The following is a 26,656-nucleotide window of genomic DNA, read 5'->3' as shown; positions in this document are numbered from 1 at the left end:
GATCTACTCCTTAATATTGCCGGATATTTGAATTCGGCCGATGCCCGATGTGCCGATAACCGCCCCGATGAGTACAGAACCGGTCATGATTAGCGGACACAGCAGATACGCCGAGAGCGGATTGACAACGAACTTGAACGACGAAGCCCCGAAGGAGGAGATCACAGCCCCGGCAAGAATCTGCCCCAGAGTGTTCGCCAGCAGGGTGCCCAGAACCATCCCGGTCACCAGTACAAATATAGAACGCGCATAATACTGTACAGTCAGATCGGAATTCCGGAAGCCCATCGATTTCATGACGGCAATAGAGTAACGGTCCTTGGCTACCAGCATCCGCATGAACAAGAGTGTAATCAGTACATTCAGAACCAGCATCACGGCTAGAGCAGCCCATGCAGCCTTACCGACTGAGCTAATGGTAGAGCCGAAGGTCTGCGTCACATATTCCCCGATATCGGACACCTTCGCATAACTGAACCGCTCTGCATATTCGCTCACCTTGCTGCTGATTAGCATGGAATCTGCAAGCTCCGCATAAATCACGGCCCACATGGCCTGATCAGAAGTCGCGGTGAAGGTGGCCTTGGCTGTTTTCCCGCCGTTAGTCACATCCGAATAAATCCCGGACACCGTAAGCTCCTTCGCTTCTCCGTCTACGAGCAGGGTCAGGGAATCACCGGCTTGCTTGCCCAGCTCCTTGGCATTCGCGGCGGAGAGGGCAATCTCATTCGCTGCAACCGGGCCATGTCCTTCACCATAGGCAACCGGAAAAATGGAATGGTCGCCCAGCTCAACCTTTATCCGCTCAACGACACCATTGTCCAGCTTCACGTTCAGCGCCTGAGTGGTCAGCACGGCAAAACGGAAGATCATCACATCCTGCTCCATCACCCGCGCAATATCTGCGGCCTTCTCTGCAATATGGTCCGTCTGCTGGATATCCATGCGCAGATCACTGTCACCGATGCCCATGTATGTAATGAAGCTTGGAGAGGAGATCGTATGATAGAGGTTCTGGGGCACAATCATAAGGAAGGAAGAGATGACGAGCACCGCAAGCATGGTTGCGTATAGACTTTTTCTGGACAAGACATCCTTAACTCCAAGATAAACATTCGTGTTCAGCAGCCGGTTGCCGCTCAAGGTAAAGCGTCTGGAGCCCGTCCGGGTCTGCTGGGATGTACCGAACCGGATGGCTTCGACAGTTGAAATCTTCCGGAAACGCTTCAGCACCCTGTTCACATAGGCAACAATAATGAGGAATACGAGCAGTACGCCAAGGATGCCGCAGGCCAGAGCAAGTGCCGGATGCGCACTTTCGCCCATATACAGCCTGATATTCTCAAGCAGCAGACCTCTGAAGCTGAACGATAATGCCAAGCCGAGGATACTGCCGAGAGCCGCTATCGCTGCATATTTGGCTAGATAGATTCTTTTCAGATCCGAGACACGCAAACCGATGGCCTTCATGACACCAATCTCCCGGTAATCGCTCTCGATGGTAGCCATGAGGGTGAACCGTATACATAGAAAAGCAATAATAACGACCAGCACGCTCGCCAGCAGGATCAGCGCAATCATCAGCCCGTCAGAGATCGCATTAAGCACTCTGAACAGGGGATATGTAATCACCGGGCCGTTCCCCTCAAGTCCTGCTGCGGTATAGTCTGTCTCGAAGGCCCCTAGCATGGACAGGTCCTTCAGCCTGAACTCAATCAGATATTCCGTGGTTCCGTACTGCGCCAGCTCCGCATAATCCGCCGGGCTGACGAGGAACCGCTTCGACGAAGCGAGCAGTGAGTTCATCTGTGAATCCCGCAGGAACCCCGCTACGGTGAGGCTTGTGGCTCCCACGGTAACCGTCCCTCCGGCCTTGACGGAGCCATCCTTCATATAACTGATCGGGACATACACCTCGCCATCCCGTACATCAATCACTTTCCCGTCCAGATCAAGCAGATAATCAAACTTCCCGCTCTGTGTGCTGAAGCCGTTATCCTGAACACTGTCCGCAAGCGTATGGCCGTCCATGACAATCTTCGCGCCTTCAACATTGAGGAAATCAAGCACCTGGTGTTCTTCAACCTTATTGTTCTGCTCTGCAAAGGCCGCGAGCCGGGCTTGATTCAGCTCGCCGGAATGCATCTGCAGGAAATGCGGCGTCTTCGCCTGTGTCATCAAATGATCGATGGCCCCGCTCAGATTGACGACCAGAATGGCTGACAGAGAGACGAGCATGGCTGCAGCTGCTACGAACAGCATAGTCGTGAGCGTAATTCCCTTACTTGTGCGGATATCTCTGCGGATGATTCGGTAAAACATAAGTTACCCCCTGCTCTCAAGACTTGTAATGGATTTGAGCCGATAGATCATAACCGAAGCGGCGCTTAACAGCAGGCCGGCAATGATGATGAGAAGTCCCATCCCCCGCCCGCTGCCGGTGCCGATGATCCGCCCCACACTATCCGCCAGAACTCCGCCGCTTACCAGCAAGGGAGTAAATACATAGTCTGCCAGCACACCTGCCAGCATATAGGCCACCACGAATCCGAGCTGTGAGAGCAGTCCGATCAATGACCAGGCTCTCCCCTGAACGGAATTGTCGATGTTGGTGCGGACCAGATAATCCAGTGCAGTGTTCGTAAAAGGCAACATGGCAAAAAACATAAAACCGGCAGCGCCAATCAGCACAATATTTTCACGCAGTCCGAAGACGGCGATACTGATTCCTGAGCAAAAAAGCGACACTGCCAGCATGCGTACGAAATTTTTTTGTATATGCAGCATCCCTATAATGACACTCGACACCAGCATCCCCGATGCCATGACCGTCTCAAGCGTTCCCAAGACAGCACTATTAGAGAACGCCAGAATCATCGGCATGGACAAGGTCTCGATGAACCCGATGAAGAAGGTCATGACCGAGGTCATAATCACCAGCACCAGCACCCCCCGGTTCCCCGAGACCGCCCGCCAGCCTTCTTGAAACTCCCGGAGGAAGGCCGGTGCCTGCTCCGTCTTCTTGGAGGTAAGCCCGCTGCGGACCGCAAGCGTAGTAGGCACGGTTAGAAAAAATGTACAGATGTCGATAATCAGCAGCAGCTTCACATCAGAGACCGTAAGCAGCAGGCCGGCAATGAGCGGCGAAATCAGATATTTCGCGGAACCGGCAATCTGCACAAATCCGCTGGCCTTCGTATACTGCTCCTCGGTAAGCAGATCCGTTATCGTAGCCTTATAAGCGGGATCAAGCAAGGAGGAGAACACCGAGCTGACGGTCACCCCTAAGCAGATCTGCCACAGCTGCGCGTCTCCATTCAGCAGGCAGACCAGAATATAAATCAGACCTAAGGCAGAGAGCGTATCCCCCAGTACCATCAGCAGCCTGCGGTCATAGCGGTCCGCAAGCACGCCTGCGACTGGACTGAGCAGCAGCGATGGCATGAATGCCAGCAGGGTCACCAGCGCCATAGCCGATGCCTGCCCGGTCTGCTGCAAGGTATAAATCCCCAGTCCGAATGCGGTGAGCCCGCTGCCGATGGCTGAAATCAGTTGTCCTGACCAGAGAAACAGGAATCTGCCAAACCCTGTGCCGGATCTACTCATCACCATGGTTTTCCTTCGCTCCACTACTGCTGCCGAACATCTGCATCACACTCATTAGACTTCCGCCCGCAGCACCAAGCAGCCGTTCCACATTGGCGATGAAGGCCAGAATGCGTGACATCCGCTCCTCCTCCGTCATTTCAACCATGTCATTATCAAAAATGGTGGTGGCATAGACAACGACTATCTCCATGCATTCATACGGATAAGGAGTATTGAATATCCCCTGCTCGATCCCCTCGCTGATGATGGGGGCTAGAATCGGCGGAACGCTGCGGATAACCGCCTTCTGAATTTTCTGATGCATCAGCGCATTCTGCGGCTTGTGGATATGCTCCATAATCTCCGTGCTGCTGCCGTCTCCGCTGCTGATGTTCAGCGCCATGACCGCACGCAGAATCCGCTCAATGACGGGTATGCTCTTATCTTCAGCAATCTGCTGCGCGGCATGAAGGATAGTGGCATTCGTCCGCTCAATCAGCGCGTCCATAATATCCTCCTTCGACTTGAAGTGATAATACAGCGTCCCGCGCGCAATGCCGACCCTGCCCAGAATATCGCCCGTGCTGGTACCGTCGAAGCCCTTCTGTCCGAACAGCTCCTCGGCTGCATCCAGAATCTCATTTCTGCGGGTTTCCGCTTCTTTTACAACTCTCATGGTCAGGTCTCCTTGTGGTGAAGCTGGGATGGTTCTAACTACTTTCATACCGACCGACTGTCTGTCGGTAAGTAATTATAGCATAGCATGCTTGAATGGAACAAGGTAGCTTAAATTTTTCGCATACCGTGAAGCAGGGATTCTCCATGATCAGAGAATCCCTGCTTCACGCTCGCATTGTGCCAGCACCTTTTCCAGCCCGTTCACCAAGCTTTTTAGCACCATCAGCTTGCTTCCGGAGTCCAGCCGGTAATAGTTGCGGGTGCCTTCTTTTCGGACGCTAACGATCTCCGCTTCTATCAGTATTCTCAGATGATGGGACACGGCCGGACGGGAAAAGTGGGTGATCCCTCTTATCTCGCCTACACGCATGCCGGGATCTTGCGGCCCTTGCAGCAAGGCCATCAGGATGGCTTGCCGGGTCTCGGCACCAACCGCATTCAGTACCTTCAGCGAATTCTTGAATTGAGAAGCCAGTTCATTCATAAGTGCCTGATCCATGGAAATCCCTCCTATGTGCTTCATCGTCACGAACCCTATCGTTTTTCAGCGGCTCACCCCTGGAGCAGTGACCAGAATCTTGCTGGCCAGGGCAATCATCTGTGCCCGCTCCTCCCCGGTAAGACCATCGGTTACCGCCGTAATCTGACGTTCGATCTGCTCCCCGACCTCGTGAATGATCTTCCAGCCTGCCGGAGTAGCCCTCACATTGAATGCCCGCCGGTCACTCTGTGATACGGTACGCTCTACCAGCCCGCGGCGCTGCGCCCGGTCAACAAGCCCTGTAATACTGGATTTGTCGAGTCCCAGATGCTTGGCTAACTGCAACATACCCGGCTCCCGGTCGCGCAGTATCCCCAGCAGACGGATCTGAATGATCGACAGATCATGCTCCGTTCCTATTCGGGCAAGGATATTCTGCACCAGGAAGGAGAGCTGGACAAGGCTGTCTACCATCGACAGATCATCCAGCTTATCAAAAGAATTATCGTAACTGCTCATTAATTTCACTCCGCACTTTTATATATTTTAGACCTGTTTGCTCCTATTGTACCACAGGAGCCGTTGACTTTGTACGTAATACAAACTATATTGTTTGTATTACAAACTTTTTAGTTTGTTTCACAAACCAAAATCACTCACCCGGGTAAATATCCGGGTAAATGGAGGCCTATTTATGTACGCTGCTGTTGTAAGATCATTCGATTCAGGTCCGAAATACGAAAAGATTGCAGCTCCGGCACCTTCAGGAGAACACGAAGCTCTGGTGGATGTGCTGGCTGCCGGATTACATCTCCGGGTCCGGGCACAAGCCAATGGTTCTCACTACACAAGTACGGACGAGCTGCCGCTAATCCCCGGTATTGACGGCGTTGGACGGCTCCCGGGCGGCAACCTGGTCTATTTTGTAGCCACCGATAATGCCCAGGGATCATTCGCAGACCAGACCCTCATCGATCTTCGCCGCGCTGTCCCGCTACCTGCAGATGCTGATCCCGTGCTCATCGCCGCCGCGATGAATCCGGCCATGTCCTCCTGGGTAACTCTCCGCCGCCGGATTCAGGCTAAGCCCGGGTTCAAGGTGCTTATTCTGGGCGCTACCGGCAACTCCGGACAAATGGCCGTGCAGATCGCCAAGCTTATGGGAGCCAGTCAGATCATCGCGGCCGGGCGGAACCCGGAACGTCTCCGTTCGCTTACACAGCATGGGGCGGATGTTGTCTTATCGCTTGCCGGAGATCCCATGACAGCGGCCCGGAGCCTTGGTGAAGCCTCAGCCGAAGTTGATATCGTTCTCGATTATCTGTGGGGTGAGCCTGCTGCACTCTCCATGCTCCCGATATTAACCCGCCGGTCCGACCGCAGCCGGCTGTTAACCTGGATTCAGATCGGTTCCATGGCCGGCGCAGACGCCGCGATCCCTTCCGCTGCACTCCGCTCTGCCAACTTCCAGATCATCGGCAGCGGCCAGGGGTCCGTCACTCCAGCCGGATATCTGGCGGAATTCCCGGCGTTGATCCAAGCGATTGCAGAGGGGCAGCTTACAGCGAACCCCATCGTTTATCCGCTATCGCAAATTGAACAAGTATGGAAGACTTCAGCCGATAGTCAGCAGCGTATTGTCTTCGTGCCGCAAGCAGAAACGGATTTGCCGTCCTTTTAAAGGACGGTAACGTTTCAGCGAGAAATAGAAGGATAATGCAATGCGTGAAACTATACATTCTTATATTTTAAAATAAGTAATTCCCGAACCCTCTAAGCAAGCTATGTCCGGGTATTGTCAAGCTGCGTTGCTCCGATTGTAACTTCTGTTCTTGAACATTCTGGAAAGTAAGTGATAGACTTAGCAGGATATCCTTCTTGTAGGAACCTTTTAAGGAATCATACTTACGCATCATAGAACAGGGGGCCGAGGAGCAGTTGGCAATATATCTGGTAAGACACGGCAAGGACGACGAAGGATATCGCGGCGGATGGAGCCAGCGGGGGCTGAATACCCAGGGTTACAGACAAGCCGAGAAACTTGGCCGCTACCTGAAAGAGAAGCATTCCTTATTCAACATAAAGCGTATAGTCAGCAGCGATCTGCAACGCGCGCTGGATACAGCAGGTGAGCTGGCAAGAGAGCTGGAGTTACCCTTAGAGCACAGTATGGATTGGCGGGAGATGAACAATGGCGTGATCGCCGGTATGCCGAACGAAATCGTGAATGAACGGTATCCAGGTCTATACTTCTCAGGACTGCGGATGGACGAGCGTTACCCTGATGGAGAGAGTCCGCTCGAATTCTTCACACGGATTCAGGAGACCGTCACCCGGTTCTGCGAAGAGTGTGCGGACAGCGGCCCCGATGATAACCTGATTATCGTTACACACGGCGGTGTCATAAATATCATTTACCATATAATCAAAGGGATCGACTGGAATAACCGGGGCAGTAAATTCCCTGCTTCCTATGCCAGCCTGCACAGAATCGAGCTTGTGGACGGAAGATGGAGCCTTTCGCTGGAAAATTATACGGTGTAGCTGCTGCCGCTAGCTTTGCGTTTCGCAGGCAGCCTCCACCCAATCAACACAACAGCACACGCCCGGCTGCCGAGATTCTGCTCTCTGCTGCCGGGCGTGTGCTGTTAATAATGCTCAGGACGTATAATTCTGTCCCAGCCCCAGGCTGCTTAGCAGCTGTCTATAGGCAATAGAGGTCCGGTCTGCCGGAATATGGGCTTCGGCCTGCAGATCCAGCGGCAGATCCTCCGGCGTCTGCGATTCCACCATCTCCGCGTCCTCCTTGAACACCTGCAGATTGAACTTCACCGTGTCCTCCAAGGGGGCATTCTTGTCAAAGTTACGTGAGATCGGGCAGAACAGCCGGGTATAACGGGCCGACACCGGAGAAGCACAATTCAGAATCTTCAGCCTGCCCTCATCCGGAAAATAGACCGTCAACGAAGCGGCGAACGGTGCGAATACACGGAACTCCCGCAGCCACTGGAAGCCTTCCGGCGCAGGATTCTCTTGCCCTTTGCCATAGTTGCTGACCGTGCTCCAGTATTCGGCCACCAGCTCCGTCTCTCCTTCACGCCACACCTTGTACTGGGGGACCTCTGTATTATTGCGGTCACCGAAGGTTGCCGTATGCACGTAGGCGAAATGGGACACATCGAGGAAGCCCTCCATCTGCCGCCCGGAGGAGCCGGCAATATCGAAGCTCGGGATCAGAATATTAAGATAGTCGGGATCATCCCAGGCCGGGAAGGCGGGAATCTGCTCCGGCGCATCTGCCAGGCAGGTCCAGATCAGACCGTAGCGTTCGATGGCCGGATAGACGATCAATTTCAATTTGGGCGAGATTTTGGCGCTTGGATGTGCCGGTACCGCAGTACATTTCCCCTCACAATTATAGCGGAACCCGTGATACGGGCAGACAATCTCCCCGTTCTCCACCCATCCCTTACTCAGCGGGGCTCCCCGGTGAAAACACAGATCCCGGGCAATAACCACCTTGCCTCCGCTGCGGTAGCATACCAGCTTCATATCCAGCAGCTTCACGGCCACCGGCTGATCCTGTACCTCTGCTGCGGTGGCCACCGGATACCAGTACTGGGCCAGAATACGCCAGTCTTCAGGCGAGAAGGTGCAATCACGCGGGAGTTCAAGCTCTGCCTGCCGTTTCTTTTCCTCTATCATGGCTGCCCCACCTCTCCCTATATTAAAGATATATAAGATTGCTTAATTATATGTCAGAATAACTGACTTGTTGAGTGTATTTTAAGCTGATGACAGCTTTGAAATCAATATTCAATCTAATTTATTTGTGACTCCGCCTAAAATACACATTTAAATGTTATGCAATATAACATATTAGAATAACATACTTATCCTTTTATCCTTAATAGACCATCCGTTAAAATAGTTTCAAAAATTCACTTGCTTTATTAAAGTTATGAACTATAATAAAAATATGCTCACCACTTGCAAAATACTGTAAACCAAATTCGAGGAGGAATTACAATGACAACACTTAATATCGGAATTATTCTTGGAAGCACACGCCAGGGCCGCGTTAGCCCGCAGGTAGGCGAATGGGTAAAAGGGATTGCTGATGCCCGCGGCGATGCTAATTACGAAATCGTAGATATTGCCGACTACAAACTGCCGTTCTTCGGAGAGAGTGACAGCTACGCCGAAGCCCAGGCTTGGGCTGCCAAGCTGGCGACACTAGACGGATTCGTGTTCATCGTCCAAGAATACAATCACAGTCTAACTGGAGTACTTAAGAACGCTCTGGACTCCGCACGCGATGAATGGCATAACAAAGCAGCCGGTATAGTAAGTTATGGTTCAGGCGGCGGTGTCCGTGCCGCTGAGCATCTGCGCGGAATTCTCGGCGAATTGTCCGTTGCCGATGTTCGTGTCCACCCGCTCCTCTCGCTGTTCACCGATTTCGAGAACGGCTCGGTGTTCAAGCCTGCTGACCTGCATGCTGCCAACGTTAATGCTATGCTTGATCAGGTTCTGGCCTGGAGCGGCGCGCTGAAGACACTGCGCCAGTAAGAGTTCATTCTGGCAGTTCCAGATCTGTAAAAGTCCGAACATGAAGCAAGGGGAATCTCCAGCCAGGCGGCTGTGGAGATTCCCCTTATTTGTTCTTAGTAGTTCTCGGGTCCTTATCGCGGAAGCAGCCGGCTGATCAGCTCTCTGCGGCTGGACACGCCTGTCTTGGCGAAGATGGATTTCAAATGATCCTGTACGGTGTAGGCGGAGATATGCAGCGATTCTGCCAGCTCCTTAGTCGATAACCCCAGCGCCAGCAGCTCTGCCAGCTCCTTCTCCCGCGCGGTCAGAGCGAAAGCTTCGGCCAGCAGCCGGAAGACATCCCCGGAGCGGGCACTCACCAAGGAAACGGCGAGCTGTGTCTGCGGGCCGCCAAGCAGGCTTGCGGTAACCGTCAGATACGCTCCGTCTCCGGCCGGGAGACTTATTCTTGCCTGAGAAATCCCGGTTCCGGCGGGCTTCTTCGCGCCGAGCACCCGCAGGCAGACGGCACGCACCGGGCCGGGAAGCTGTCCTTCTTCCAGTTGCTCCAGGTTCCAGATCTGCTTCAGCCAATAACGGGCCGCTGCATTCGCACTGACCGGGACCAGCCGCTCACTCAGCACCAGAATACCGTTATCCTCCGGCACTGTCCGGTCCGCTCCGGATACCGGCAGGACAGAGGCATACGCACGCAGACGTTCAGCGATCAGCGGAGCTACCGAAGCCAACAAGGTGCATTCCTGCTCCTGAAACGTCGGCTGGCCCAGCGGACGGAATAGGGTCAGGAATCCCCAGCAGACCCCGCCTGTACGCAGCGCCACGCGCAGCTCATCCCCGAATCCGGCGGGCTGCAGCACCTTGCGGTAACGCGCGCTTTTCTCCAGGCTTCCCCCGGTCACTCCGCTTAAGCAGACTGCCGGAATATCCGCCACGGCTAACTGCTCATACTTCATATAATCCTCATGCAGATATTCATATTCGAATAATACCGAATGAACCTCTTCAAGTCCCTGCTCCGTGACCGCCCCTGTCGTTAAAAGCGTGTGCGGGTCTACTGTCGTACAGCAGGCAGCAGCGAACGGAACCAGCAGGCGGAGCCTGGCAATCACCGCTTCGCGGTACTGCTGTGAATCCAGCACCGGACCACCCCGGGCAGGGTCAAGCTGTAATAGGCTATGTATTCCCTTGTTCATCTTCTGTCCTCCCCGAAATCCCACAAATGTGGGATAGTCTGCTGCCCGCCCAAGCAGGATAATGATACGTAACGTTAATTATACCGCAGATCCTGCAATCCACCACGAAGGACGGGAATACTCATGAAAACAGATATAGTAGTAATCGGCGGTTACGGGCATGTCGGGTCACAGATATGCCGGCTGCTCGGGGCACAGCACCCCGGCAAGGTCTACGCGGCAGGAAGAAATCTGCACCGGGCCGAGGAATTCTCCCGCAGTACCGGCGGATACGTGAAGCCGCTGCGCCTGTCGGCAGAGATGCCGCTTCCTCCAGAGCTGCTGGAGAAGGTCAAGCTGGTCGTCATGTGTCTGGATCAGCAGGACACCCGGCTGGCTGAAGCCTGCCTCCAGAGCGGCACCCAATATGTAGATGTCTCGGCAAACGGAGACTTCCTGACCATGCTGCAAAGACTCGACCCTGTGAAGCATAAGCTCAAGGCAGCGGCAGTGCTAAGTGTGGGTCTCGCGCCGGGGCTGACAAACCTGCTTGCGGCACGGGCCGTCCAGGAGCTGGACCACACGGAGCGGATCGACATCTCGATCATGCTGGGACTGGGTGACAGCCATGGACAGGCGGCTATGGAGTGGACGGTGGACAACCTCGGAGCCGACTTCGAGATTACCGAACACGGCAGCCCGCGCACCGCCTCAAGCTTCACGGAGGCTAAGGCGGCGGATTTCGGGTTTGCTCTGCGGACGCATAGAGCCTACCGCTTTCCTTTTTCGGATCAGATGACTCTGCCACAGACCCTTGCTGTCCCTTCCGTCTCGACCCGGCTCTGCTTCGATTCACGGAGCATGACCTCAGCCGCAGCGCTGCTGCGCCGCACCGGACTGTCCCGTCTGCTGCGTAACCGGAGGCTCCGCAACCTCGCGGTCCAGGTGTTCACCCGCTTCCGCTTCGGCTCGGAGCGCTACGCTGTCAAAGTCGATGCCTACGGTACGAAGGACGGCAGACCCGCCTCCAGAGAATACGGAATTACAGGCGTGCATGAAGCATCCATCACAGCTCAAGCGGCGGCCGGAGTCGCCTTGAGACTCTATGAGTCAGCTCCGTCTCCCGGTGTCTATCATATTGAGCAGCTATTCTCCCTTGATTCCAACGGGGAACAATGTTCGCTAATTCCGTCCGCTTCCGGCGGAACCGGGCCCTCCTTCCGTTATCCGCTGGACGGACTGGCTATCTGGACCCGCTCCGACCGGCCTTCACATGCTTAAGCTGGGCGACAATAATCACGCTGATAATCACCAGCAGGAACCATGAGCTGATCTTGCCGAAGCCGACCAGCTGCCAGCTCTCGTGCTGGTCCGGGTATTGCCACGCCCCCAGGAAGGTCGCAATATTCTCGGCCAGCCAGATGAAGAACCCCACAATGGCAAAAGTAAGCACAAGCGGCATCCGGTACGTCTTGCCCTGCACCCGGTAGATGATCCAGGTTCTCCAGAATACCACTACTACCAGGGCTGTCAGCCACCAGCGGAAATCTGGAATATAGTGGTGGGTGAAGAAGTTCAGGTAGATCGCTCCGCCCAGCAGTCCCGCAGCGGCAAGACCCGGCCAGCCGGTCAACTCCATCTTCAGTCTGCGCCAGATCTGGCACATGTAGCTTGCCACACTGGCATACATGAATCCGCTGTACAGCGGCACACCGAGCAGCTTCGCATAACCGGGTTCCGGGTAGGCCCAGGAGCCCATTCTTATTTTATACATCTCCAGCACCAACCCAATCACATGAAACACACAGATGACCTTAAGCTCATCCAGTGTCTCCAGCCCGCTCCGGTACATCAGGTACTGCACAGTAAGGAGGATCAGCAGAATCAGATCATAGCGGTGGATGAACGGCAGCTCTGCTGTCCGTGTCAGGATTAACGTTCCAAAGATCGCTACAGGAAAGATACAGCTCATCGCCTGATGATACCCGAAGTGCAGCAGCCGTATCATGCCTCTCAATAACGTCCCCTCCCCGCTCCCGGCGCCCATTATTCTGTAGCATCCGGTGTATATTCCAGAATATCTCCCGGCTGGCAGTCCAGCGCCTTACATATCGCCTCAAGCGTTGAGAAGCGGATCGCCTTGGCCTTGCCGTTCTTAAGAATGGACAGGTTCGCCATCGTAATTCCCACCCGCTCCGTAAGCTCTGTTACACTCATTTTCCGCTTAGCCAGCATCACATCAATATTAACGATAATCGCCATGGTCGCCACCTCAGACTGTCAGATCATTCTCAGATTTCAATTCAATCGCTTCATTCAGGAGCTTCTGGAGTACCGCCGCGAATACTGCAATCACCATGGATGCAAAAATAAGAATCAGCCCGATCACAATAATGCCCGGGGCATCATCCCGCTCCGCCAGCAGATAGAACAGCGGCAGTCCTAAGGTGAACATTCCGCTGATGGCGACTGCACAATATTTGATGTTCCTCAGGATCTGTACGGAATGCTCCGAGAACGCTTGATTACGGTCGATGTGGCTAAGCAGCTTGAAGGCCTGGTAGAGCGCAATGTAAAATGGCACCGCAGCCCCGTATAAATCAATCATGAGAAGAGCCTGTATGTAGCCAAAATCCGGATACAGCTCCGCTGCGAAGTCAGCGATGGCCGGGACCGCGAAGATACACAAGGCCAGCGCAGCCAGTGCAAACACAATAAGTACCGCCTTCAGAAACGTGGTTGAGCCTGGCTTACGGTTCATTACACAAACACCTCACTTGTTAGGGTGAGTATAATTTAGCATAAGATTTATCGTTTATCAATATATTTTAATTGAAAAGGAATATATTATTATTGTTCATCATTGACGGCAGATGTCAATAAACCGCTGTAGCCCGGCTGACAGGGTCTCGTTCTTGCGTGTACAGACAGCAATATGGTTGCTAAGCTGAATGCCTTCCACCTGTACACGGCATAACTGCTTCCACTCCACATAGTCCCGCACAGCCAGTGAGGAGATGAAGTTGGCGCCATACCCTGCCATGACCGAACGAATGACTTCGCCCAACCCGCTGAATTGCAGGGTCACACGCGGCGGCTTCAGGCCGTAGGTTGTACAGAGCGAGACCAGACGTTCCCGGGTGGAGCTGCCTTCCTCACGCATCACGAACGGCTCCTGCATCATCTCCGGCAGCGATACCGTACCATTGGCAAAAGGATGGGAAGGGGCCACTACGAACCACAGTTCATCCTCAAACAGCTCCAGCCAGTCTACATCCTCCGGCTTCTCCTTGGCTCCGCCCCCGTAAAAGGCGACATCTGCTTCATAACGCTGCAATTGTTCAAAGGCCTGCGTGGAATTGGTTGTGGTAATCTCAATCTCTATCTCAGGCTGCCCCGCCTTGAACCGGGCGGCCCAGCCCGGGACCAGGAAATTCGCCGGAAGATAGGTAGCGGCAATGCGCAGCTTCCCCTTCCGTCCCTGGCGGTAATCCTCTACGAACTCCTCAATCCGTTCTTCAGCCTCTTGATCTGGCTGGTCACCGCCGGCTGGCTGATCCTCAGCCGGGCAGCCGTCTTCGTGACGCTTCCCGTCTCGGCTACATAATAAAAAAGCCTCAGTGCATGAATGTTCATAAATACGCTCCTATTCATAGGTTGTATTCATAACCAAAAATTATGATTATGCCATTAACATATATTAGTATTATGAATTATAATCCCTTATATTTAAAGCAGTTCCAATACATCACTTATACAAATGGAGGGAATCCCATGGAAGAACAGAGCAAATGGAGTAAGGTCGATACCTATTTCGGTGACAGGCTGCTGGCGGCAGATCCGGTTCTGGAGGCTGTGCTGGATGCGAATGCCGGGGCCGGCTTACCGGCGATTGATGTCGCTCCGAATCAGGGGAAGCTGCTGTATCTGCTCGCCAAAATGAAGGGAGCGTGTAACATTCTGGAGATCGGCACCCTGGGCGGTTATAGTACCATCTGGCTGGCTCGGGCATTGCCGGAGACGGGCAGGCTGGTCTCGCTGGAATTCGAGCACAAGCATGTTGTAGTAGCTGAGGATAACCTGAGAATGGCGGGGCTGGCAGACAAGACAGAGGTAATTGAAGGCCCGGCGCTGGATTCGCTGGCGCTGCTGGAAGCCCGGGGCTATGAGCCGTTTGACTTCATCTTCATTGATGCCGACAAGCCTAATAATCCGCATTACCTGAAGTGGGCGCTGAAGCTGGCCCGGCCGGGCGCGGTCATTGTGGCCGATAACGTGGTGCGTGACGGCGAGGTTATTGACCCGGGCAGTGCGGATGAGCGGGTTCAAGGCATCCGGCAGTTCATGGAGCTGCTCTCCGCAGAGCCGCGTATAGATGCTACTGCAATACAGACGGTCGGCAGCAAGGGCTATGACGGCTTCGTGCTCGGCATTGTCACCGCATAAAATAACCCCACAAAGTGGGGCTTTAGCGTAGGTGATGACTCAGGTCCTTTGCGGGGGCACAAAACATATAGCTTTTAACGAATAACCCGCAGGGAAGGATAGCGATGCTTATCCGGCTCTGCGGGTTATTTGTTGTTGCGGGCTCTTTTTCGCTCACAGGCGTCCGCCTATTCCTTCGATAAGCCCTCAATCACCTGATCGATATTCCACTTAATCATCTTCAGGTAGGTGTCCCCGTCTTCGCCTTCCTTAGCCAGAGAGTCTGTGAAAATCTTGGAGTGGACCGGCACCCCGGTCTCGCGGGAAATCGTCTCCATCGTCTTAGGGTTGACGCTCGTCTCCAGGAACAACGCCGGAATCTGCTTCTCCTTGATGACCCCGATGATCCGGTTCATCTGCTCCGGTGTTCCCTGGCTGTCGGTGTTAATCTCCCAGATGAAGGCGGATTCGAAGCCATAAGCCTTGGAAAAGTATTTGAAGGCCCCCTCACTGGTCACAAGGACGCGCTTCTCCTGCGGGACCTTGCTCACAGCTTCCTTGGCATACTGATCCAGCTCTGTCAGCTCCTTCACATAAGCAGTCTGGTTATCCAGATAATACTGCTTGTTGTCCGGGTCCCGTTCGATCACACGTGCGGTAATGATATCCACATACTTGACCGCGTTCTGTATATCCAGCCAGGCATGAGGGTCAACCTGGGATTCTTTTCCCTTCTCGGTTAGGTACATCGGCGTGACCTCTTCGGAGACGGCAAACGCGGCAGCTTCCTTTTTCGTCACCTTGAGCAGATCCTGGAACCAGCCCTTCCCGGTCTCCAGATTCAAGCCGTTATAGAAAATAAGGTCCGCACTCGACACCTTGCCTGTATCTGCGGGCAGCGGGTCATACATATGCGGGTCTGTGCCAATAGGCACCATACTGTATACCTCCGCCTTATCTCCGGTAATATTCCGGGTCATGTCTGCAATAATCGAATACGTGGCCACGATCTGCAGTTTGCCGTCATCCGCTCCCCCCTTACTGGTGTTGGAGCATGCTGCGAGTAGTAGAATGAGTACGGATGCCGATAGTATTTTGAACAGTCTCATGCTTGCTTCAGTCCTTTCCGCAGAAAATTATTCTTGGGCGATATGATGAATGAAATGCTGAACAGGGTGACGCCCACCAGCACGATGGTTGCACTTGTCGGCAGATTGTAGCGGAAGCTCACGTATACGCCGATGATCCCAGAGGCTGCCCCTACTGCGGAGGCCAATACGATCATATGCAGTAAGGAATTAGACCACAGATACGAGGTGGCTGCCGGGATGACCAGCATGGCGATGACCAGCACAATCCCAACCTGGGACAGGGAAGAGACGGTCACTACGGAGAGCAGCATCATCAGCAGATAATGATAAAAGCCGGTCTTCAGCCCGTAAGCCTTCGCTACCACCGGGTCGAATGAGCTGATCAGCAGTTCCTTGTACAGCAGTGTAATAATGGCAAGCACAGCCAGCATGATGATAAAAGATTGCAGCAGCTCGGATTGCGGAACGGCCAGAATGTTGCCGAACAGAATATGGGTGAGATCCAGCCCGCTGCGGGCGAACGTAATCAGGACAATACCGAGTGCAAAGAAGGAACTAAGAATGATGCCGATGGAGGTATCGCTCTTGATATTGCTGCGGCTGGTGATGAATTGAATGAGAATAGCGGCTAACAGGCCGAACAACGAAGCGCCCAGCAGGATGTTGATGCCCAAAATATAAGACAGGGCGACGCCCGGAAGCACCGCGTGAGATAAGGCGTCGCCCATCAGCGACATTTTGCGCAGAACGATGAAGCTGCCCAGCGCCCCTGAGACAATCCCGAGGATCATCGCAGATAACCCGGCGTTCAGAGCGTATACCGGAATATTCAGCAGATCTGACAGGGCCTCAACCATGAGCGGCACCTCCTGCTCCCTGGATGATCACATTGCCCAAGGACGTACCGTAGGCTCTGCGGATATTCTCCGTGGTGAAGGTATCCTGCACATCTCCGAAGGCGATTAGCTGCTTGTTGAGCAGAATGATTTTGTCAAAATATTCTTCGACCTCATGCAGATCATGGTGCACCACCAGGATGGTCTTGCCTTCCCCGCGGAGCTGCTTGAACAGGTTCACGATGATGCGCTCACTGACCATATCAATGCCGACAAACGGCTCATCCAGGAAAAACACACTGGCCTCCTGGGCCAGCGCCCGTGCGATAAACACCCGCTGCAGCTGCCCGCCGGACAAATTACTAATCTGCTTATCCGCGAGGTCACCGATCTCCACCATCGCCATGCTGCGCTCCGCAATCGCCCGCTCCTTCTTGCCCGGACGCCGGAACAGCTTCAGGTTCGGATAAGTTCCGGTCAGCACCGTATCCTTAACTGTAATGGGAAAAGTCAGGTCAATATCGTTCTTCTGCGGCACGTAGGCGATATTTCGTCTATACAGGGCGATGTCCTTCCCCTCTGCCTTAACCGTTCCGCTTCTCTTCTTGATCACATCCAGCAGCGCCTTAATGAACGTGGACTTCCCGGCGCCATTGGGCCCGATAATGCCTACGGAATGCCCGAAGGGGATATCCAGCGTTACACCTTCCAGCGCCGAATTGCCGAAATAATCAACGTTTAAACCTTTAATCTGAATCATATGAACACCCCGTCTCTTGTTTGGTCTATCTAGTCTTTTTAGGTTTTGGGATTGGCCGTGACTCCAGAGAAGTTTTGGACTTCCGGCCGCTGCCCAATTTGGATTTCCTGATTAGAACCGCTCTTCGCGGTAGAAATCCAAATACAAAGCATTCCTGTATCCCCTTAAATTTGGGCTTTGAAATTTAACGAGCACCTCCTTATGATAAATGGTGTCCACGACGACAGCCAATCATCTATAAGGAAGGTGCTCTTACTATGAAGTTTAAACAATCGGCCCAACAAAATCAACGCATTGAACGTATTACCCCTCATCATCTTATTGTGGGGATCGACATCGCCAAATTCACTCATGTCGCTCGTGCCACCGACTACCGAGGCATCGAACGTGGAGCCTATCTTTCCTTTTCCAATGATCAGGAGGGGTTTGAAAAGCTGTTTCAGTGGATGCAGGCGCTCCAGATCCAATTTCACAAAACCGATGTCATTTTCGGTGTGGAGCCCACCGGTCACTACTGGTTCAATCTGGCGCTCTGGCTTCAAGAGAAGCAGCTCGAACTCGTTCTCGTCAACCCTTTTCAGGTGAAACGCAATAAAGAAAACCGGGACAACTCCCCAACGAAAAATGACGTCAAGGATGCCTTAGTGATTGCCGACATGGTCAAGAATGGCTACTACAGCGACCTATACCTGCACACGGGACCGTTTCAGGCGCTTCGGCAACTGGTCAACACCAGAGACTACATTTCCAAACAAGCTTCCAGTATAGTCAACCAAATCTACCGCTGGACTGACATCTACTTCCCTGAGTTCCAGCAGGTCTTTAAAGACATCACTTCGAAGACCGCTCTGGCAACGTTAGCCGAATTTGCTCACCCTTCCGATCTTTGCACCTTGTCGGTTCAAGAGGTCATTGTAGGGTGGAAGAAGCGTTTAAAACGTGCCGGTAGCCACAAAGTCGCCGTCGCTCTCCTCCACGCGGCACAACGAACGGTAGGCAGCCCAGAGTCCGTCGAAGAAGCTAAATTGAGTCTATCGATGCTTTTACAGCAACTACAGTTATTTCACGACCAAATGGAGCTACTGAAGGAGAAGATTCATCACATCCTTCAAACCATTCCCGCGACGAAGAGCTTGCGATCGATTAAAGGGATCCATGACATTACCTTGGCGGCGTTATACAGTGAAGCAGGTGACTTCAGCCGCTTTGCCCACGGCAACCAATTACTTCGTTTAGCTGGTTTACATCTGTCGGAGAACAGCTCAGGCATCTACAAAGGCCAAGTGAAAATTACGAAGCGAGGGCGACCTGGACTGCGAAAAATTCTCTTTATCGCCGTATTTCAGATGGTCTCCGTCAATCCGGAATTTCGGGCACTTCATCAGCATAACAAACGAGTGAAACACATGACTGGCATGAAGTCCATCATGAAGCTGTGCGGGAAGCTCGCACGCATGCTTGTAGCGATGTCCAAGAAGGGTTCCGACTATGATGTGTGCAAGGTAAACTCTGCAGCCTAAGACCGAAAGTATTCACTTGCCAACTGGCTCATTCGCAGGATTCATCATGAAGCATGAGTACCGTTACGACCGCCTAAAGGGCTCAGACCCGTGGACAAAGCACTGACGGACTCCATCTCCTTGATAGGTGTAACGAAGGAATGTAAGGGCATCGACCCGTTGAGACATGGGAGGGTAAACCACAAGGTTAAAGATGGAGCATGCAAATAAAGGGATTTAATGGGAATTGTCTTGTGTCCCCTTATTTGGTTATGCCCGTACCGCCACCTTAACCCCCACCCGCTCTGCTTCGTTACTGCATTTGTATTCATAACGAATGAAATCCTGCGAATTAGCGAGCTAGCGTAAGAAAACTGAATCATAAGGAGGGAGGCGGTCGCTACCGCTCCTCCAGTTCCAAAATTCCCCTCCGCCACTTTTCCCGCAACTTGAATTATTCAGTTCAAACTATATAGCCTATTAATGTGTCTATTGTTTCTCTTATACACATATGTTTCCCTGAGGAAACTTTTATTCTTATGGATAATATATTTGATCATAGGCAAATTGTCAACGGTAATTTAAATTTTAATTTGTAGGCGTGGAGTGCTGGGGCAAAGTTCAGGGGCACAGGAATAGGTTAAGGGAAGGCGGAGGACGTTCAGGGGCTCCCAGAATATCGAGGGACTACGGGGATTGGAGGGAGCGCGGGCATGCTCAGGGTCACAAGAAGGTACTTGGATACGGGAATTTCTAGTGGATGCCTAAGAGTTTACGGACAACGGGGATGTCCAGGGTCCGGAGGCATGTCCACGGGCAGGGCGTCTCCCTCTTGGCGGCTAACAGGTGGAAAAACGTATCTTAATTAGCCCACTTCAGGCAAGTGCATGGAAACAAGTGGAAATAGTGCAACTAAAATAGTTTGTTTGGGCTTCTGCGGCTGAATGGGCTGAAATTAAGTGTTGTTTATACAACTGTTGTCCGGGAAGCGCTCATTCGTTCATCAGCAAGTGGAGGAAATCCACCTAATTCCTGAGGTAAACGCCACTCTACCTCGGCGCGCACATTGTGTTCGCTTTTCCGCATTCATTCTGCCCTTGCACCCACCAACAAGTAAATTGTGTTCGCTTTTTCGCATACATTCGGCCTAGCACTTATCACCAAGGAAATTGTGTTCGGTTTTCCGCACACATTCAGCCCTCACACCTACCGCAAGTAAATTGTGTTCGGTTTTCCTCATACATTCGGTCCTGACACCCACCAACAAGTAAATTGTGTTCGCTTTTTCGCCTACATCCAGCTTGCGTTCACCCGCACCGCAACTCCACATAAGCTAGATATCATCATATTGGCCTCTGCAATAAACAATAAAAAAGCCTAACCCGGCGACCGCTTGCGCGGACATCCTGATCAGACCCCTGTAAATAGTTGTATACTATTCATCATTCATACTATCCGTCATTTATACTATCCGTCATACTATCCTTCTACTATTCCGCTATGCCTCAAAAATCTCCTCCAGCACCCGCCCGTCCCCCGGCCCGAACTCCATCCCCAGAATCCGTCCCATCGTCGGGGCGATGTCGACCATCTCCAAGTCACCGATGGGGTAGCTCTGCTTGATCCCCGCACCTGCGATGACGAGATTGCAGCGGTACCCGCTTGCATCGGGGGAGTAGCCATGCGTAGCATAGCGTATGCCTTCAGCCTGCAGATCGGTGATCAGCGTGTCCGCCAGCGCCTCATCGAAGCTGTAGCCCCGCTGGGCTTCAAGCATGACTTTTGCCACCGGGCTGGCGTGGAACTGCTTCAATGTCTCTTCCGTATATACACTCTCAATTCCTGGTGCACCGTCACGCCTATATTCATCCACAGCCGCCAAGGCCAGCCGCTGCGCTTCCTCATCTCCGGGCTGCACATGCAGATAAGCTGAACCGCCGCCGCTCTGGAAGTAGGCCCGCCACTGCATCACGCCGTCCTTCTCATAGATCAGCCCCTTAGCCTGCAAAATATTGTTCAAATGCACCTTGTAGCGCACGTTGAACTGGCCATGGTCGCCCAGTACCATAATCACCGTCTCCTCCCGGATTCCGGCATCCTCTACCGCTTGCATGATCTCCCCCAGCCGGTTGTCCATCCGCAGGATGACATCATCTACTTCCCCGCTGTCCGTGCCGCACATATGCTTGGTGTCATCCAGGTCGATCAGATGCATCATCAGCAGGTTCGGCTTATGCCGCTTAATCGTATCGGCAGCACATTTCGTGGTGAAGTTATCGAGCTGCGGCTGGGCGATGCCCTGCCTGATCCGTCCGTATTTCAGCTCCAGCCGGGCGCAGTACAGGGGACTGCCGCTTCGCAGTACCTTGAGCGCCTGATTCTCCCCTTTTAGCGCCCGGATCTCTGGAATATTATACTGAATCGAGGACTTGCCGCTTACCGGCCAGAGCAGTCCCGCCGTACTCAGCCCTGCCTTACGCGCGGCATCATAGATCGTTGGCACCCGGACCGCCTCGCGGAACCAGAACCAGCGCTGCTCCTCCTCCGGCACGAACGGCTGCAGCGGATTGTTGTGATAGACGCCGTGCTTATCCGGGTAGACGCCGGTAGCGATGGTCGTATGCACCACATAAGTGAGCGTGGGATAGACACTTCTGAGACGGTTGCTGTAGGCACCGCTGGTGATCAGCTTAGACAGATTAGGCAAGCGGCTGGCCATCTCCCAGTGATCTTCAGAAAAGGCATCATAGGAGATGACGATCAGATGCTTGGCTGCAGAGGGTGGTTGCGGTTTCAGTCCAGTAGATTCCATACTATGTCCCCTTTGGCAATGTGATGAAGATGAAGAAGCCGATCAAAAAGAGCGGAATAATCGACAAAATACTATAGCGGGCATCCCCCACCAATGTGGTGGTTAGAGACATTAATGCAGGGCCGAGAATCGCCGCGAACTTGCCGAAAATATTATAGAACCCGAAGAATTCGTTGGAATTCTCCTTCGGGATGATTTTGGCGAAATAGGACCGGCTAAGCGCTTGAATGCCGCCCTGTGCCGAGCCGATCAGCGCACCCAGCAGGAAGATATGCCACACCGAAGTAATGAAGAACGCTGCGATACAAGAAATAACGTAGGTGAAAATCCCCGCAATAATCAGATTCCGGGCGGAGTAGGTTTTGGCCAGATTGCCATAGAGAATCGCGCAGGGAAAGGCAATAATCTGGATGATGAGCAGAATTCCCAGCAGCGTGAAGGTATCCAGGGCATCTGTGCCGAGGACGGAGGTGGCGTAGGGTACGACCATTTTGATAATCGTATCTACTCCGTCAATATAGAAGAAATACGCGAGCAGGAACACAAAGACGATGCGGTGCTGGCGGATATTTCTGAAGGTGGCAGCGATGCGCTGGAAGCTCCGGGCCACAGGCTTCGGCTCAGGCTCGATATAATATCTCTGCTTCACATCGCGGATCATCGGCACCGTAAGCAGCCCCCACCAGAGCGCCGTAATGATGAACCCGATCTGGTAGCCGATAGCCTTGTCCATCCCCAGCAGGAAGATCAGCAGCAGGCTGATGCCGAACGGAATACAACTGAAGATGTAGCCGTAGGCGAACCCTCGGGTAGACACCTTGTCCATCCGTTCATCCTCCGTAATATCCACCAGGAAGGAATCGTAGAAGATGTTGGACCCGGCGAAGCCGACCGCTGACAGAATGTAAAAGGCGATGAGCAGCTGCCATTGCCCGCTGTCCGGGGACACGAAGGCCAGGGAGGCGGTGGCAAGGATACCGAGCGCAGCGAAAAAAATAAAAAACCGCTTCTTCCGGTCCTTATAATCCGCAATCGTACCGAGAATCGGGCTGAGGACCGCAACCAGAATACTGGCGATCGAATTGAAATACCCCAGGTCCATGCTGCTGCCCACATTATCGAACATCCCGAAGATAATCGGCAGCAGCGCCGTAGTTACTGCCATGGAATAGGCGGAATTTCCGCAGTCGTACAGAATCCACGATCTCTCCTCTTTGCTTAGCTTCATCTCATCTTCTCCTCTTATAACCGATTGTTTCAGTTATATCACGCCAACATATGAAGGATGTTAATGGGGTGTAAAATCACGGGCGGATCTGCTATTACGATTATGTCCATCATACCATAGGCCTTCTTCCCAGGTGATGACTATATCTGAATCCGCTCGTACAGGCCGCCAAAGAACGCCGCCCCATCCGACTATGAGCTTGACCCGACGGCTCCTAGCCGATCAAGCCAAGCTCAGGTAAGGTGGTCACACCAGGAACTCCTCCGCAGCTGACAGCAGCTCCGCTCCGAATTGGCTCTGCACCCAGGTGTCCGAGTACACCGTATCGAGATACCGTTCTCCTTTATCATGCAGGATGGCGGCGCAGACCGCGCCGGGAGGAATTTCCTGCTTCAGTTGCTGTATCGCAGCAAGCACTGCCCCGGAGGAGGCTCCGGCCAGAATGGATTCCCTGCGGGCCAGCGCCCGGCAGCCCTTCACCATATCAGCGTCGGTCACATGCACAATCCGGTCGATCAGATCCGGTCTGCGCAGCGAGGGCACGATACCTGCGCCCAGTCCAGGGAAACGCCTCTTCTTCGGATGGCCGCCAAAAATAACGCTGCCCTCTGCATCCACCGCCACAATCCTTGTTCGCAACCCCTTGTCCTTCACGTATTCTGCCAGCCCGTTTATCGTTCCGCAGGTACTGACGCTACAGAACAGATAATCGACCTGCCCCAGCTCCTTCACGATCTCAGGCATGGTCGTATCATAATGGGATAGATAGTTATTGGGATTGGCATACTGATTCGGCCAATAGCTGCCCGGTATCTCCGCGAGCAGCTGCTGCACACGCTTCAGCCGGGCCGGCAGGAATTCCCCGGTTTCGGGATCAGGGCGGTCAATGAAATCAATGGCCGCACCCAGTGCCTTCAGCAGCTGAAGATTCATCCCGGTGGTTCTGGCATCCACCACACTGATGAAGGTCATCCCGAGCTGCTTGCATATCATAGCTAGGCTGATGGCCATATTCCCGGAGCTGGATTCAATAACAACGGTCCCCGGCCCGATAAGGCCTTCCTTCCATGCTTCCCGGATCATCCGCAAGGCTGGGCGGTCCTTTGCGCTTCCTCCCGGGTTCATCAGCTCCATCTTGGCGTAAACGCTGAACCCGCTGGTAGGAAACAGATTATCCAGCTTCAGGAGCGGTGTATGTCCGATAGCTGATAATATACCCCTGGTAAGCTGCGGCTCCGCCGTCTGTTCCACTGCCTGCTGCTTCACTACCCGCTGCTCCGTTTGATCTTTCCGGTAATACAGCTTCTTGTTCTTCACCTGCCCGCCCGCCAGCTCCTCGTCCTCTTCCATCAGAATGACCTCAATATCGTCCAGCAGATGACTTGCGATCATCAGACCAATCTCCGGGATGCATGCCCTGATCTCTTCCCTGATGACCGGAACGCAGGATGGAGCCGCTGACCTGCTCTGGATATACACAGATAATGCATTATGGCTGACCCCGACCCGGACCCTGGCCTGCTGAAGATGACGGTAGACCACCTGTTCAATATCGTAGATGCTGATTTTCTCCCCATGCTTCAGCTCACGGCCCACCCGTTTGACGATGGACTGGAAGCTCTGCCGCTCCGCCCCGTCTACCTGCACAGTCCTGAAATCCCTCACCACATCATAGGTGACAAACCGGAGGGCTGGCAGCAGCTTACGTACGGTTGAAGTCAACACCAGAATGCCTTCGCCGTTACCCAGCGGGTCGAGTCCTTCCCCTACGATCTCCGTCCCCACGGCTTCGGCAACGATGCCTTCAGCCAGCAGATACCGGCCCAGCTCATGCGAATAATAAGCAATCGTGCCGATTTCAATCGACCCGTACGTATCGGTAATATCCTGCGGCTTCAGGCCGAACAGGCGGGCCATATTCTGCTGCCACTCCTGTGTAGCGATCTCGCCGACCAGAATGATTTTGCGGATTCCAAGCGCCCGGGGGTCGTCTGCAGCATATACGATATGATCCAAGATAGAGGGCATTGTGTATAGCAGGTCGGGCTTGAATGCCTGAATACGCTCAATATGCTGTTCTACCGGCAACTCGAAGGGAATGGAGCTGTTAACCAGTCCCAGCCGTGCAAAAATAGCCAGCGCCGTATTCGCAGCATGTCCGGTTCCCATATCCGCCAGCGCCCTGGCACATCCGCTTCCCTGTAGCACTTCCCCGAACAGCCTGGTTTTGATATCGATATAATGCTGTTCATCCTCTTCCGAATAGACGATTGATTTACGCCGTCCTGTGCTGGTGCCCGAGGTCCGGTAGACGGCAAGAGAAGCATCGGGTTCGTTGTTATAATAATGAGTATCCAGCAGATCCGAAGTCATCAGGGGAAGATGCTCCAGACTGTAATTCATGTGCTCATTGCCAATAAGATCCTTGTACCAGGGGAAGTACCTGACTACTTCGTTTACTTTATCCCGCCACTGCTCCGCCATTCCCTTCGACGCCTCCCGCTCCGGTTGCCTGAACGCAGCCCCCGGATGAATACCTTCAATAATCTATGTAATCATCTGCCTGTGTGTTCAGTCCCGGGGCATGCGCCCAAGCCAAATCCGGCTCTGTACCGTACTATAGCCTATTAGAGTCTATGAACGGGGGAGTAGCATGAAGGAGCAAATCAGCAGAATATCCAATAAATTAACGAAGACAAGGGTACTGGCGAAGAAGATTGAATTAAAGAGACATATACCGGAGACCCGAAAATTAAGCCGGAAAGTACTCCAGGCGATGCTGCAAAATCATCAGATGGTCTACATTAAGCCCTGCTGCGGTTCGTTAGGCGAAGGGGTCATAAGAGTTGAACAGCAGATACTGCGGAGCAGTAGCGGCGCTGGCGGAAGCGAGGCTGCTTCGGGGACCAGGCGGTCCTACCGCTATCAGGCAGGGACAAGGATAAGCACATTCGGTAATTATAACGAGGCCTATCAGGCCCTCCTGGCAGAGACCCGGGGCCGATCCTATCTGGTGCAAAAGGGCATCCGGCTGCTGACTTACGGCGGACGGCCTTTTGATATCCGCGTGATGGTGCAGCGTAATCCTCAGGGGGAGTGGGAGGCTACAGGAGCGGCGGGACGCGTGGCGCATCCGCAGAAGGTGGTTACGAATGGCAGCCAGGGCGGAACCATCTATCCGGTGGAGACGCTGCTGAAGGCTTACACCCGTTCCGGGAAGCACAAGTCTCTGCTTGCCCAAATGTACAGACTTGGTGTGAAGTGCGCCATCCAGTTAAGCTCTGCCTATCCCGGACTTAAGGAAATTGGCCTGGATTTGGCCTTGGACCGGCGGCTGACTCCCTGGATTCTGGAAGTGAACACCGCCCCCGATCCCTGCCCGTTCACCAAGCTGAAGGATACCCGGATGCTGGACCGGATCGTAAGATACGGCAAAGCCTACGGGCGTACGTACAATCTGAAGTGCCGGAAGGCCAAGAGAGGCGTGTAGGTACAGCATGCCCCATCCTTGCGCCCGGCCTCCCGGCCCAGC

23 protein-coding genes and 1 pseudogene are annotated in these 26,656 nt (G+C 53.5%); 7 read left to right on the top strand and 17 right to left on the bottom strand.

The features are described from left to right. Positions 1 to 3: 3 nt before the first annotated feature. From NST43_RS10720 to NST43_RS10700, 5 genes are all read right to left on the bottom strand, one after another. Positions 4 to 2,322, bottom strand: a complete 2,319-nt coding sequence (locus NST43_RS10720; RefSeq protein WP_339224328.1) for an ABC transporter permease — start codon at positions 2,320 to 2,322, stop codon at positions 4 to 6. 3 nt (positions 2,323 to 2,325) lie between these two features. Beyond that, entirely contained in the window at positions 2,326 to 3,606 is a 1,281-nt protein-coding gene (locus tag NST43_RS10715) for an MFS transporter (RefSeq protein WP_339224326.1), read from the bottom strand. Further along, positions 3,599 to 4,264, bottom strand: coding sequence for a TetR/AcrR family transcriptional regulator (locus NST43_RS10710; RefSeq protein ID WP_339224324.1), 666 nt, complete (start codon positions 4,262 to 4,264; stop codon positions 3,599 to 3,601). Before NST43_RS10710 ends, NST43_RS10715 begins: the two co-directional genes overlap by 8 nt. Before the next feature lie 150 nt (positions 4,265 to 4,414). Next, a complete protein-coding gene (locus tag NST43_RS10705) occupies positions 4,415 to 4,765 on the bottom strand; it encodes a metalloregulator ArsR/SmtB family transcription factor (RefSeq protein WP_339224322.1) in 351 nt (116 codons plus the stop codon). Positions 4,766 to 4,810: 45 nt separating this feature from the next. Beyond that, entirely contained in the window at positions 4,811 to 5,266 is a 456-nt protein-coding gene (locus NST43_RS10700) for a MarR family transcriptional regulator (RefSeq protein WP_339224320.1), read from the bottom strand. 175 nt (positions 5,267 to 5,441) lie between these two features. Here NST43_RS10700 and NST43_RS10695 point away from each other — a divergent pair, with 175 nt between their 5' ends. Together NST43_RS10695 and NST43_RS10690 are read left to right on the top strand one after the other, a co-directional pair. Beyond that, complete coding sequence (locus NST43_RS10695; protein ID WP_339224318.1) at positions 5,442 to 6,428, top strand: zinc-binding alcohol dehydrogenase family protein; 987 nt, start codon at positions 5,442 to 5,444, stop codon at positions 6,426 to 6,428. A 257-nt stretch (positions 6,429 to 6,685) separates the two neighbouring features. Continuing rightward, entirely contained in the window at positions 6,686 to 7,291 is a 606-nt protein-coding gene (locus NST43_RS10690; RefSeq protein ID WP_339224317.1) for a histidine phosphatase family protein, read from the top strand. Positions 7,292 to 7,405: 114 nt separating this feature from the next. On the opposite strand, the gene NST43_RS10685 is transcribed toward NST43_RS10690, so the two are convergent. Further along, on the bottom strand, positions 7,406 to 8,452 hold the full coding sequence (locus tag NST43_RS10685) for an aromatic ring-hydroxylating dioxygenase subunit alpha (protein ID WP_339224315.1): 1,047 nt from the start codon (positions 8,450 to 8,452) through the stop codon (positions 7,406 to 7,408). 324 nt (positions 8,453 to 8,776) lie between these two features. On the opposite strand from NST43_RS10685, the gene NST43_RS10680 reads away from it, so the two are divergent. Further along, complete coding sequence (locus tag NST43_RS10680) at positions 8,777 to 9,319, top strand: NAD(P)H-dependent oxidoreductase (protein WP_339224314.1); 543 nt, start codon at positions 8,777 to 8,779, stop codon at positions 9,317 to 9,319. Between the two features lie 113 nt (positions 9,320 to 9,432). Here the strand turns inward: NST43_RS10680 and NST43_RS10675 are convergent, their stop codons facing one another. Beyond that, positions 9,433 to 10,494 carry a LuxR C-terminal-related transcriptional regulator gene (locus tag NST43_RS10675; RefSeq protein WP_339224312.1) on the bottom strand — a complete coding sequence of 354 codons (1,062 nt, stop codon included), beginning with the start codon at positions 10,492 to 10,494 and terminating at the stop codon, positions 9,433 to 9,435. 123 nt (positions 10,495 to 10,617) lie between these two features. Between NST43_RS10675 and NST43_RS10670 the strand changes: the two genes are divergently transcribed. Continuing rightward, positions 10,618 to 11,754 carry a saccharopine dehydrogenase NADP-binding domain-containing protein gene (locus NST43_RS10670; protein WP_339224310.1) on the top strand — a complete coding sequence of 379 codons (1,137 nt, stop codon included), beginning with the start codon at positions 10,618 to 10,620 and terminating at the stop codon, positions 11,752 to 11,754. Here the strand turns inward: NST43_RS10670 and NST43_RS10665 are convergent. From NST43_RS10665 to NST43_RS10650, 4 genes and pseudogenes are all read right to left on the bottom strand, one after another. Beyond that, positions 11,717 to 12,490: a DUF817 domain-containing protein gene (locus NST43_RS10665; protein ID WP_339224309.1), complete on the bottom strand. Its 774-nt coding sequence runs from the start codon at positions 12,488 to 12,490 to the stop codon at positions 11,717 to 11,719. The genes NST43_RS10670 and NST43_RS10665 overlap by 38 nt on opposite strands. Positions 12,491 to 12,519: 29 nt before the next feature. After that, a complete protein-coding gene (locus tag NST43_RS10660; RefSeq protein WP_209992343.1) occupies positions 12,520 to 12,735 on the bottom strand; it encodes a helix-turn-helix transcriptional regulator in 216 nt (71 codons plus the stop codon). Positions 12,736 to 12,745: 10 nt separating this feature from the next. Beyond that, positions 12,746 to 13,234, bottom strand: a complete 489-nt coding sequence (locus tag NST43_RS10655) for a DUF2975 domain-containing protein (RefSeq protein WP_339224307.1) — start codon at positions 13,232 to 13,234, stop codon at positions 12,746 to 12,748. A gap of 99 nt (positions 13,235 to 13,333) precedes the next feature. Continuing rightward, positions 13,334 to 14,109 (bottom strand): annotated as a pseudogene (locus NST43_RS10650) (LysR family transcriptional regulator). 138 nt (positions 14,110 to 14,247) lie between these two features. On the opposite strand from NST43_RS10650, the gene NST43_RS10645 reads away from it, so the two are divergent. Then, positions 14,248 to 14,919, top strand: coding sequence for an O-methyltransferase (locus NST43_RS10645; RefSeq protein WP_339224305.1), 672 nt, complete (start codon positions 14,248 to 14,250; stop codon positions 14,917 to 14,919). A 167-nt stretch (positions 14,920 to 15,086) separates the two neighbouring features. On the opposite strand, the gene NST43_RS10640 is transcribed toward NST43_RS10645, so the two are convergent. Genes NST43_RS10640 through NST43_RS10630 form a run of 3 tightly spaced genes read right to left on the bottom strand, consistent with a single transcriptional unit; the run spans position 15,087 to position 17,582 of the window. Continuing rightward, positions 15,087 to 16,007, bottom strand: coding sequence for a metal ABC transporter substrate-binding protein (locus NST43_RS10640; RefSeq protein ID WP_339224304.1), 921 nt, complete (start codon positions 16,005 to 16,007; stop codon positions 15,087 to 15,089). Next, entirely contained in the window at positions 16,004 to 16,846 is an 843-nt protein-coding gene (locus NST43_RS10635) for a metal ABC transporter permease (RefSeq protein WP_339224303.1), read from the bottom strand. The genes NST43_RS10640 and NST43_RS10635 overlap by 4 nt, the downstream gene beginning before the upstream one ends. Further along, positions 16,839 to 17,582, bottom strand: coding sequence for a metal ABC transporter ATP-binding protein (locus NST43_RS10630; RefSeq protein ID WP_339225391.1), 744 nt, complete (start codon positions 17,580 to 17,582; stop codon positions 16,839 to 16,841). The genes NST43_RS10635 and NST43_RS10630 overlap by 8 nt, the downstream gene beginning before the upstream one ends. A 260-nt stretch (positions 17,583 to 17,842) precedes the next feature. Between NST43_RS10630 and NST43_RS10625 the strand changes: the two genes are divergently transcribed. Then, complete coding sequence (locus NST43_RS10625) at positions 17,843 to 19,105, top strand: IS110 family transposase (RefSeq protein ID WP_339220483.1); 1,263 nt, start codon at positions 17,843 to 17,845, stop codon at positions 19,103 to 19,105. Between the two features lie 1,477 nt (positions 19,106 to 20,582). On the opposite strand, the gene NST43_RS10620 is transcribed toward NST43_RS10625, so the two are convergent. The 3 genes from NST43_RS10620 to sbnA form a co-directional block, all read right to left on the bottom strand. Next, positions 20,583 to 21,896, bottom strand: a complete 1,314-nt coding sequence (locus tag NST43_RS10620) for an alkaline phosphatase family protein (protein ID WP_339224301.1) — start codon at positions 21,894 to 21,896, stop codon at positions 20,583 to 20,585. Between the two features lies 1 nt (position 21,897). Beyond that, complete coding sequence (locus NST43_RS10615) at positions 21,898 to 23,124, bottom strand: MFS transporter (RefSeq protein ID WP_339224299.1); 1,227 nt, start codon at positions 23,122 to 23,124, stop codon at positions 21,898 to 21,900. A gap of 246 nt (positions 23,125 to 23,370) precedes the next feature. Continuing rightward, entirely contained in the window at positions 23,371 to 25,608 is a 2,238-nt protein-coding gene (gene sbnA, locus NST43_RS10610; RefSeq protein ID WP_339224297.1) for a 2,3-diaminopropionate biosynthesis protein SbnA, read from the bottom strand. A gap of 169 nt (positions 25,609 to 25,777) precedes the next feature. On the opposite strand from sbnA, the gene NST43_RS10605 reads away from it, so the two are divergent. After that, positions 25,778 to 26,614 (top strand): YheC/YheD family protein, encoded by an 837-nt coding sequence (locus NST43_RS10605; RefSeq protein ID WP_339224296.1) that lies wholly within the window; start codon positions 25,778 to 25,780, stop codon positions 26,612 to 26,614. Positions 26,615 to 26,656: the final 42 nt, after the last annotated feature.

The organism is Paenibacillus sp. FSL H8-0332 (assembly GCF_037963835.1).
Classification (GTDB): domain Bacteria; phylum Bacillota; class Bacilli; order Paenibacillales; family Paenibacillaceae; genus Paenibacillus_AQ; species Paenibacillus_AQ rhizoplanae.
Note: the sequence above shows the minus strand (reverse complement) of the source record. Positions and strands in the feature narration are given on the sequence as shown.

What these genes read in the sequence shown, in the direction of transcription:
- NST43_RS10720 (WP_339224328.1), bottom strand. Translation starts at nt 2,322, where the DNA reads ATGTTTTACCGAATCATCCGCAGAGATATCCGCACAAGTAAGGGAATT.
- NST43_RS10715 (WP_339224326.1), bottom strand. Translation starts at nt 3,606, where the DNA reads ATGAGTAGATCCGGCACAGGGTTTGGCAGATTCCTGTTTCTCTGGTCA.
- NST43_RS10710 (WP_339224324.1), bottom strand. Translation starts at nt 4,264, where the DNA reads ATGAGAGTTGTAAAAGAAGCGGAAACCCGCAGAAATGAGATTCTGGAT.
- NST43_RS10705 (WP_339224322.1), bottom strand. Translation starts at nt 4,765, where the DNA reads ATGGATCAGGCACTTATGAATGAACTGGCTTCTCAATTCAAGAATTCG.
- NST43_RS10700 (WP_339224320.1), bottom strand. Translation starts at nt 5,266, where the DNA reads ATGAGCAGTTACGATAATTCTTTTGATAAGCTGGATGATCTGTCGATG.
- NST43_RS10695 (WP_339224318.1), top strand. Translation starts at nt 5,442, where the DNA reads ATGTACGCTGCTGTTGTAAGATCATTCGATTCAGGTCCGAAATACGAA.
- NST43_RS10685 (WP_339224315.1), bottom strand. Translation starts at nt 8,452, where the DNA reads ATGATAGAGGAAAAGAAACGGCAGGCAGAGCTTGAACTCCCGCGTGAT.
- NST43_RS10680 (WP_339224314.1), top strand. Translation starts at nt 8,777, where the DNA reads ATGACAACACTTAATATCGGAATTATTCTTGGAAGCACACGCCAGGGC.
- NST43_RS10675 (WP_339224312.1), bottom strand. Translation starts at nt 10,494, where the DNA reads ATGAACAAGGGAATACATAGCCTATTACAGCTTGACCCTGCCCGGGGT.
- NST43_RS10670 (WP_339224310.1), top strand. Translation starts at nt 10,618, where the DNA reads ATGAAAACAGATATAGTAGTAATCGGCGGTTACGGGCATGTCGGGTCA.
- NST43_RS10660 (WP_209992343.1), bottom strand. Translation starts at nt 12,735, where the DNA reads ATGGCGATTATCGTTAATATTGATGTGATGCTGGCTAAGCGGAAAATG.
- NST43_RS10655 (WP_339224307.1), bottom strand. Translation starts at nt 13,234, where the DNA reads ATGAACCGTAAGCCAGGCTCAACCACGTTTCTGAAGGCGGTACTTATT.
- NST43_RS10645 (WP_339224305.1), top strand. Translation starts at nt 14,248, where the DNA reads ATGGAAGAACAGAGCAAATGGAGTAAGGTCGATACCTATTTCGGTGAC.
- NST43_RS10640 (WP_339224304.1), bottom strand. Translation starts at nt 16,007, where the DNA reads ATGAGACTGTTCAAAATACTATCGGCATCCGTACTCATTCTACTACTC.
- NST43_RS10635 (WP_339224303.1), bottom strand. Translation starts at nt 16,846, where the DNA reads ATGGTTGAGGCCCTGTCAGATCTGCTGAATATTCCGGTATACGCTCTG.
- NST43_RS10625 (WP_339220483.1), top strand. Translation starts at nt 17,843, where the DNA reads ATGAAGTTTAAACAATCGGCCCAACAAAATCAACGCATTGAACGTATT.
- NST43_RS10620 (WP_339224301.1), bottom strand. Translation starts at nt 21,896, where the DNA reads ATGGAATCTACTGGACTGAAACCGCAACCACCCTCTGCAGCCAAGCAT.
- NST43_RS10615 (WP_339224299.1), bottom strand. Translation starts at nt 23,124, where the DNA reads ATGAAGCTAAGCAAAGAGGAGAGATCGTGGATTCTGTACGACTGCGGA.
- sbnA (WP_339224297.1), bottom strand. Translation starts at nt 25,608, where the DNA reads ATGGCGGAGCAGTGGCGGGATAAAGTAAACGAAGTAGTCAGGTACTTC.
- NST43_RS10605 (WP_339224296.1), top strand. Translation starts at nt 25,778, where the DNA reads ATGAAGGAGCAAATCAGCAGAATATCCAATAAATTAACGAAGACAAGG.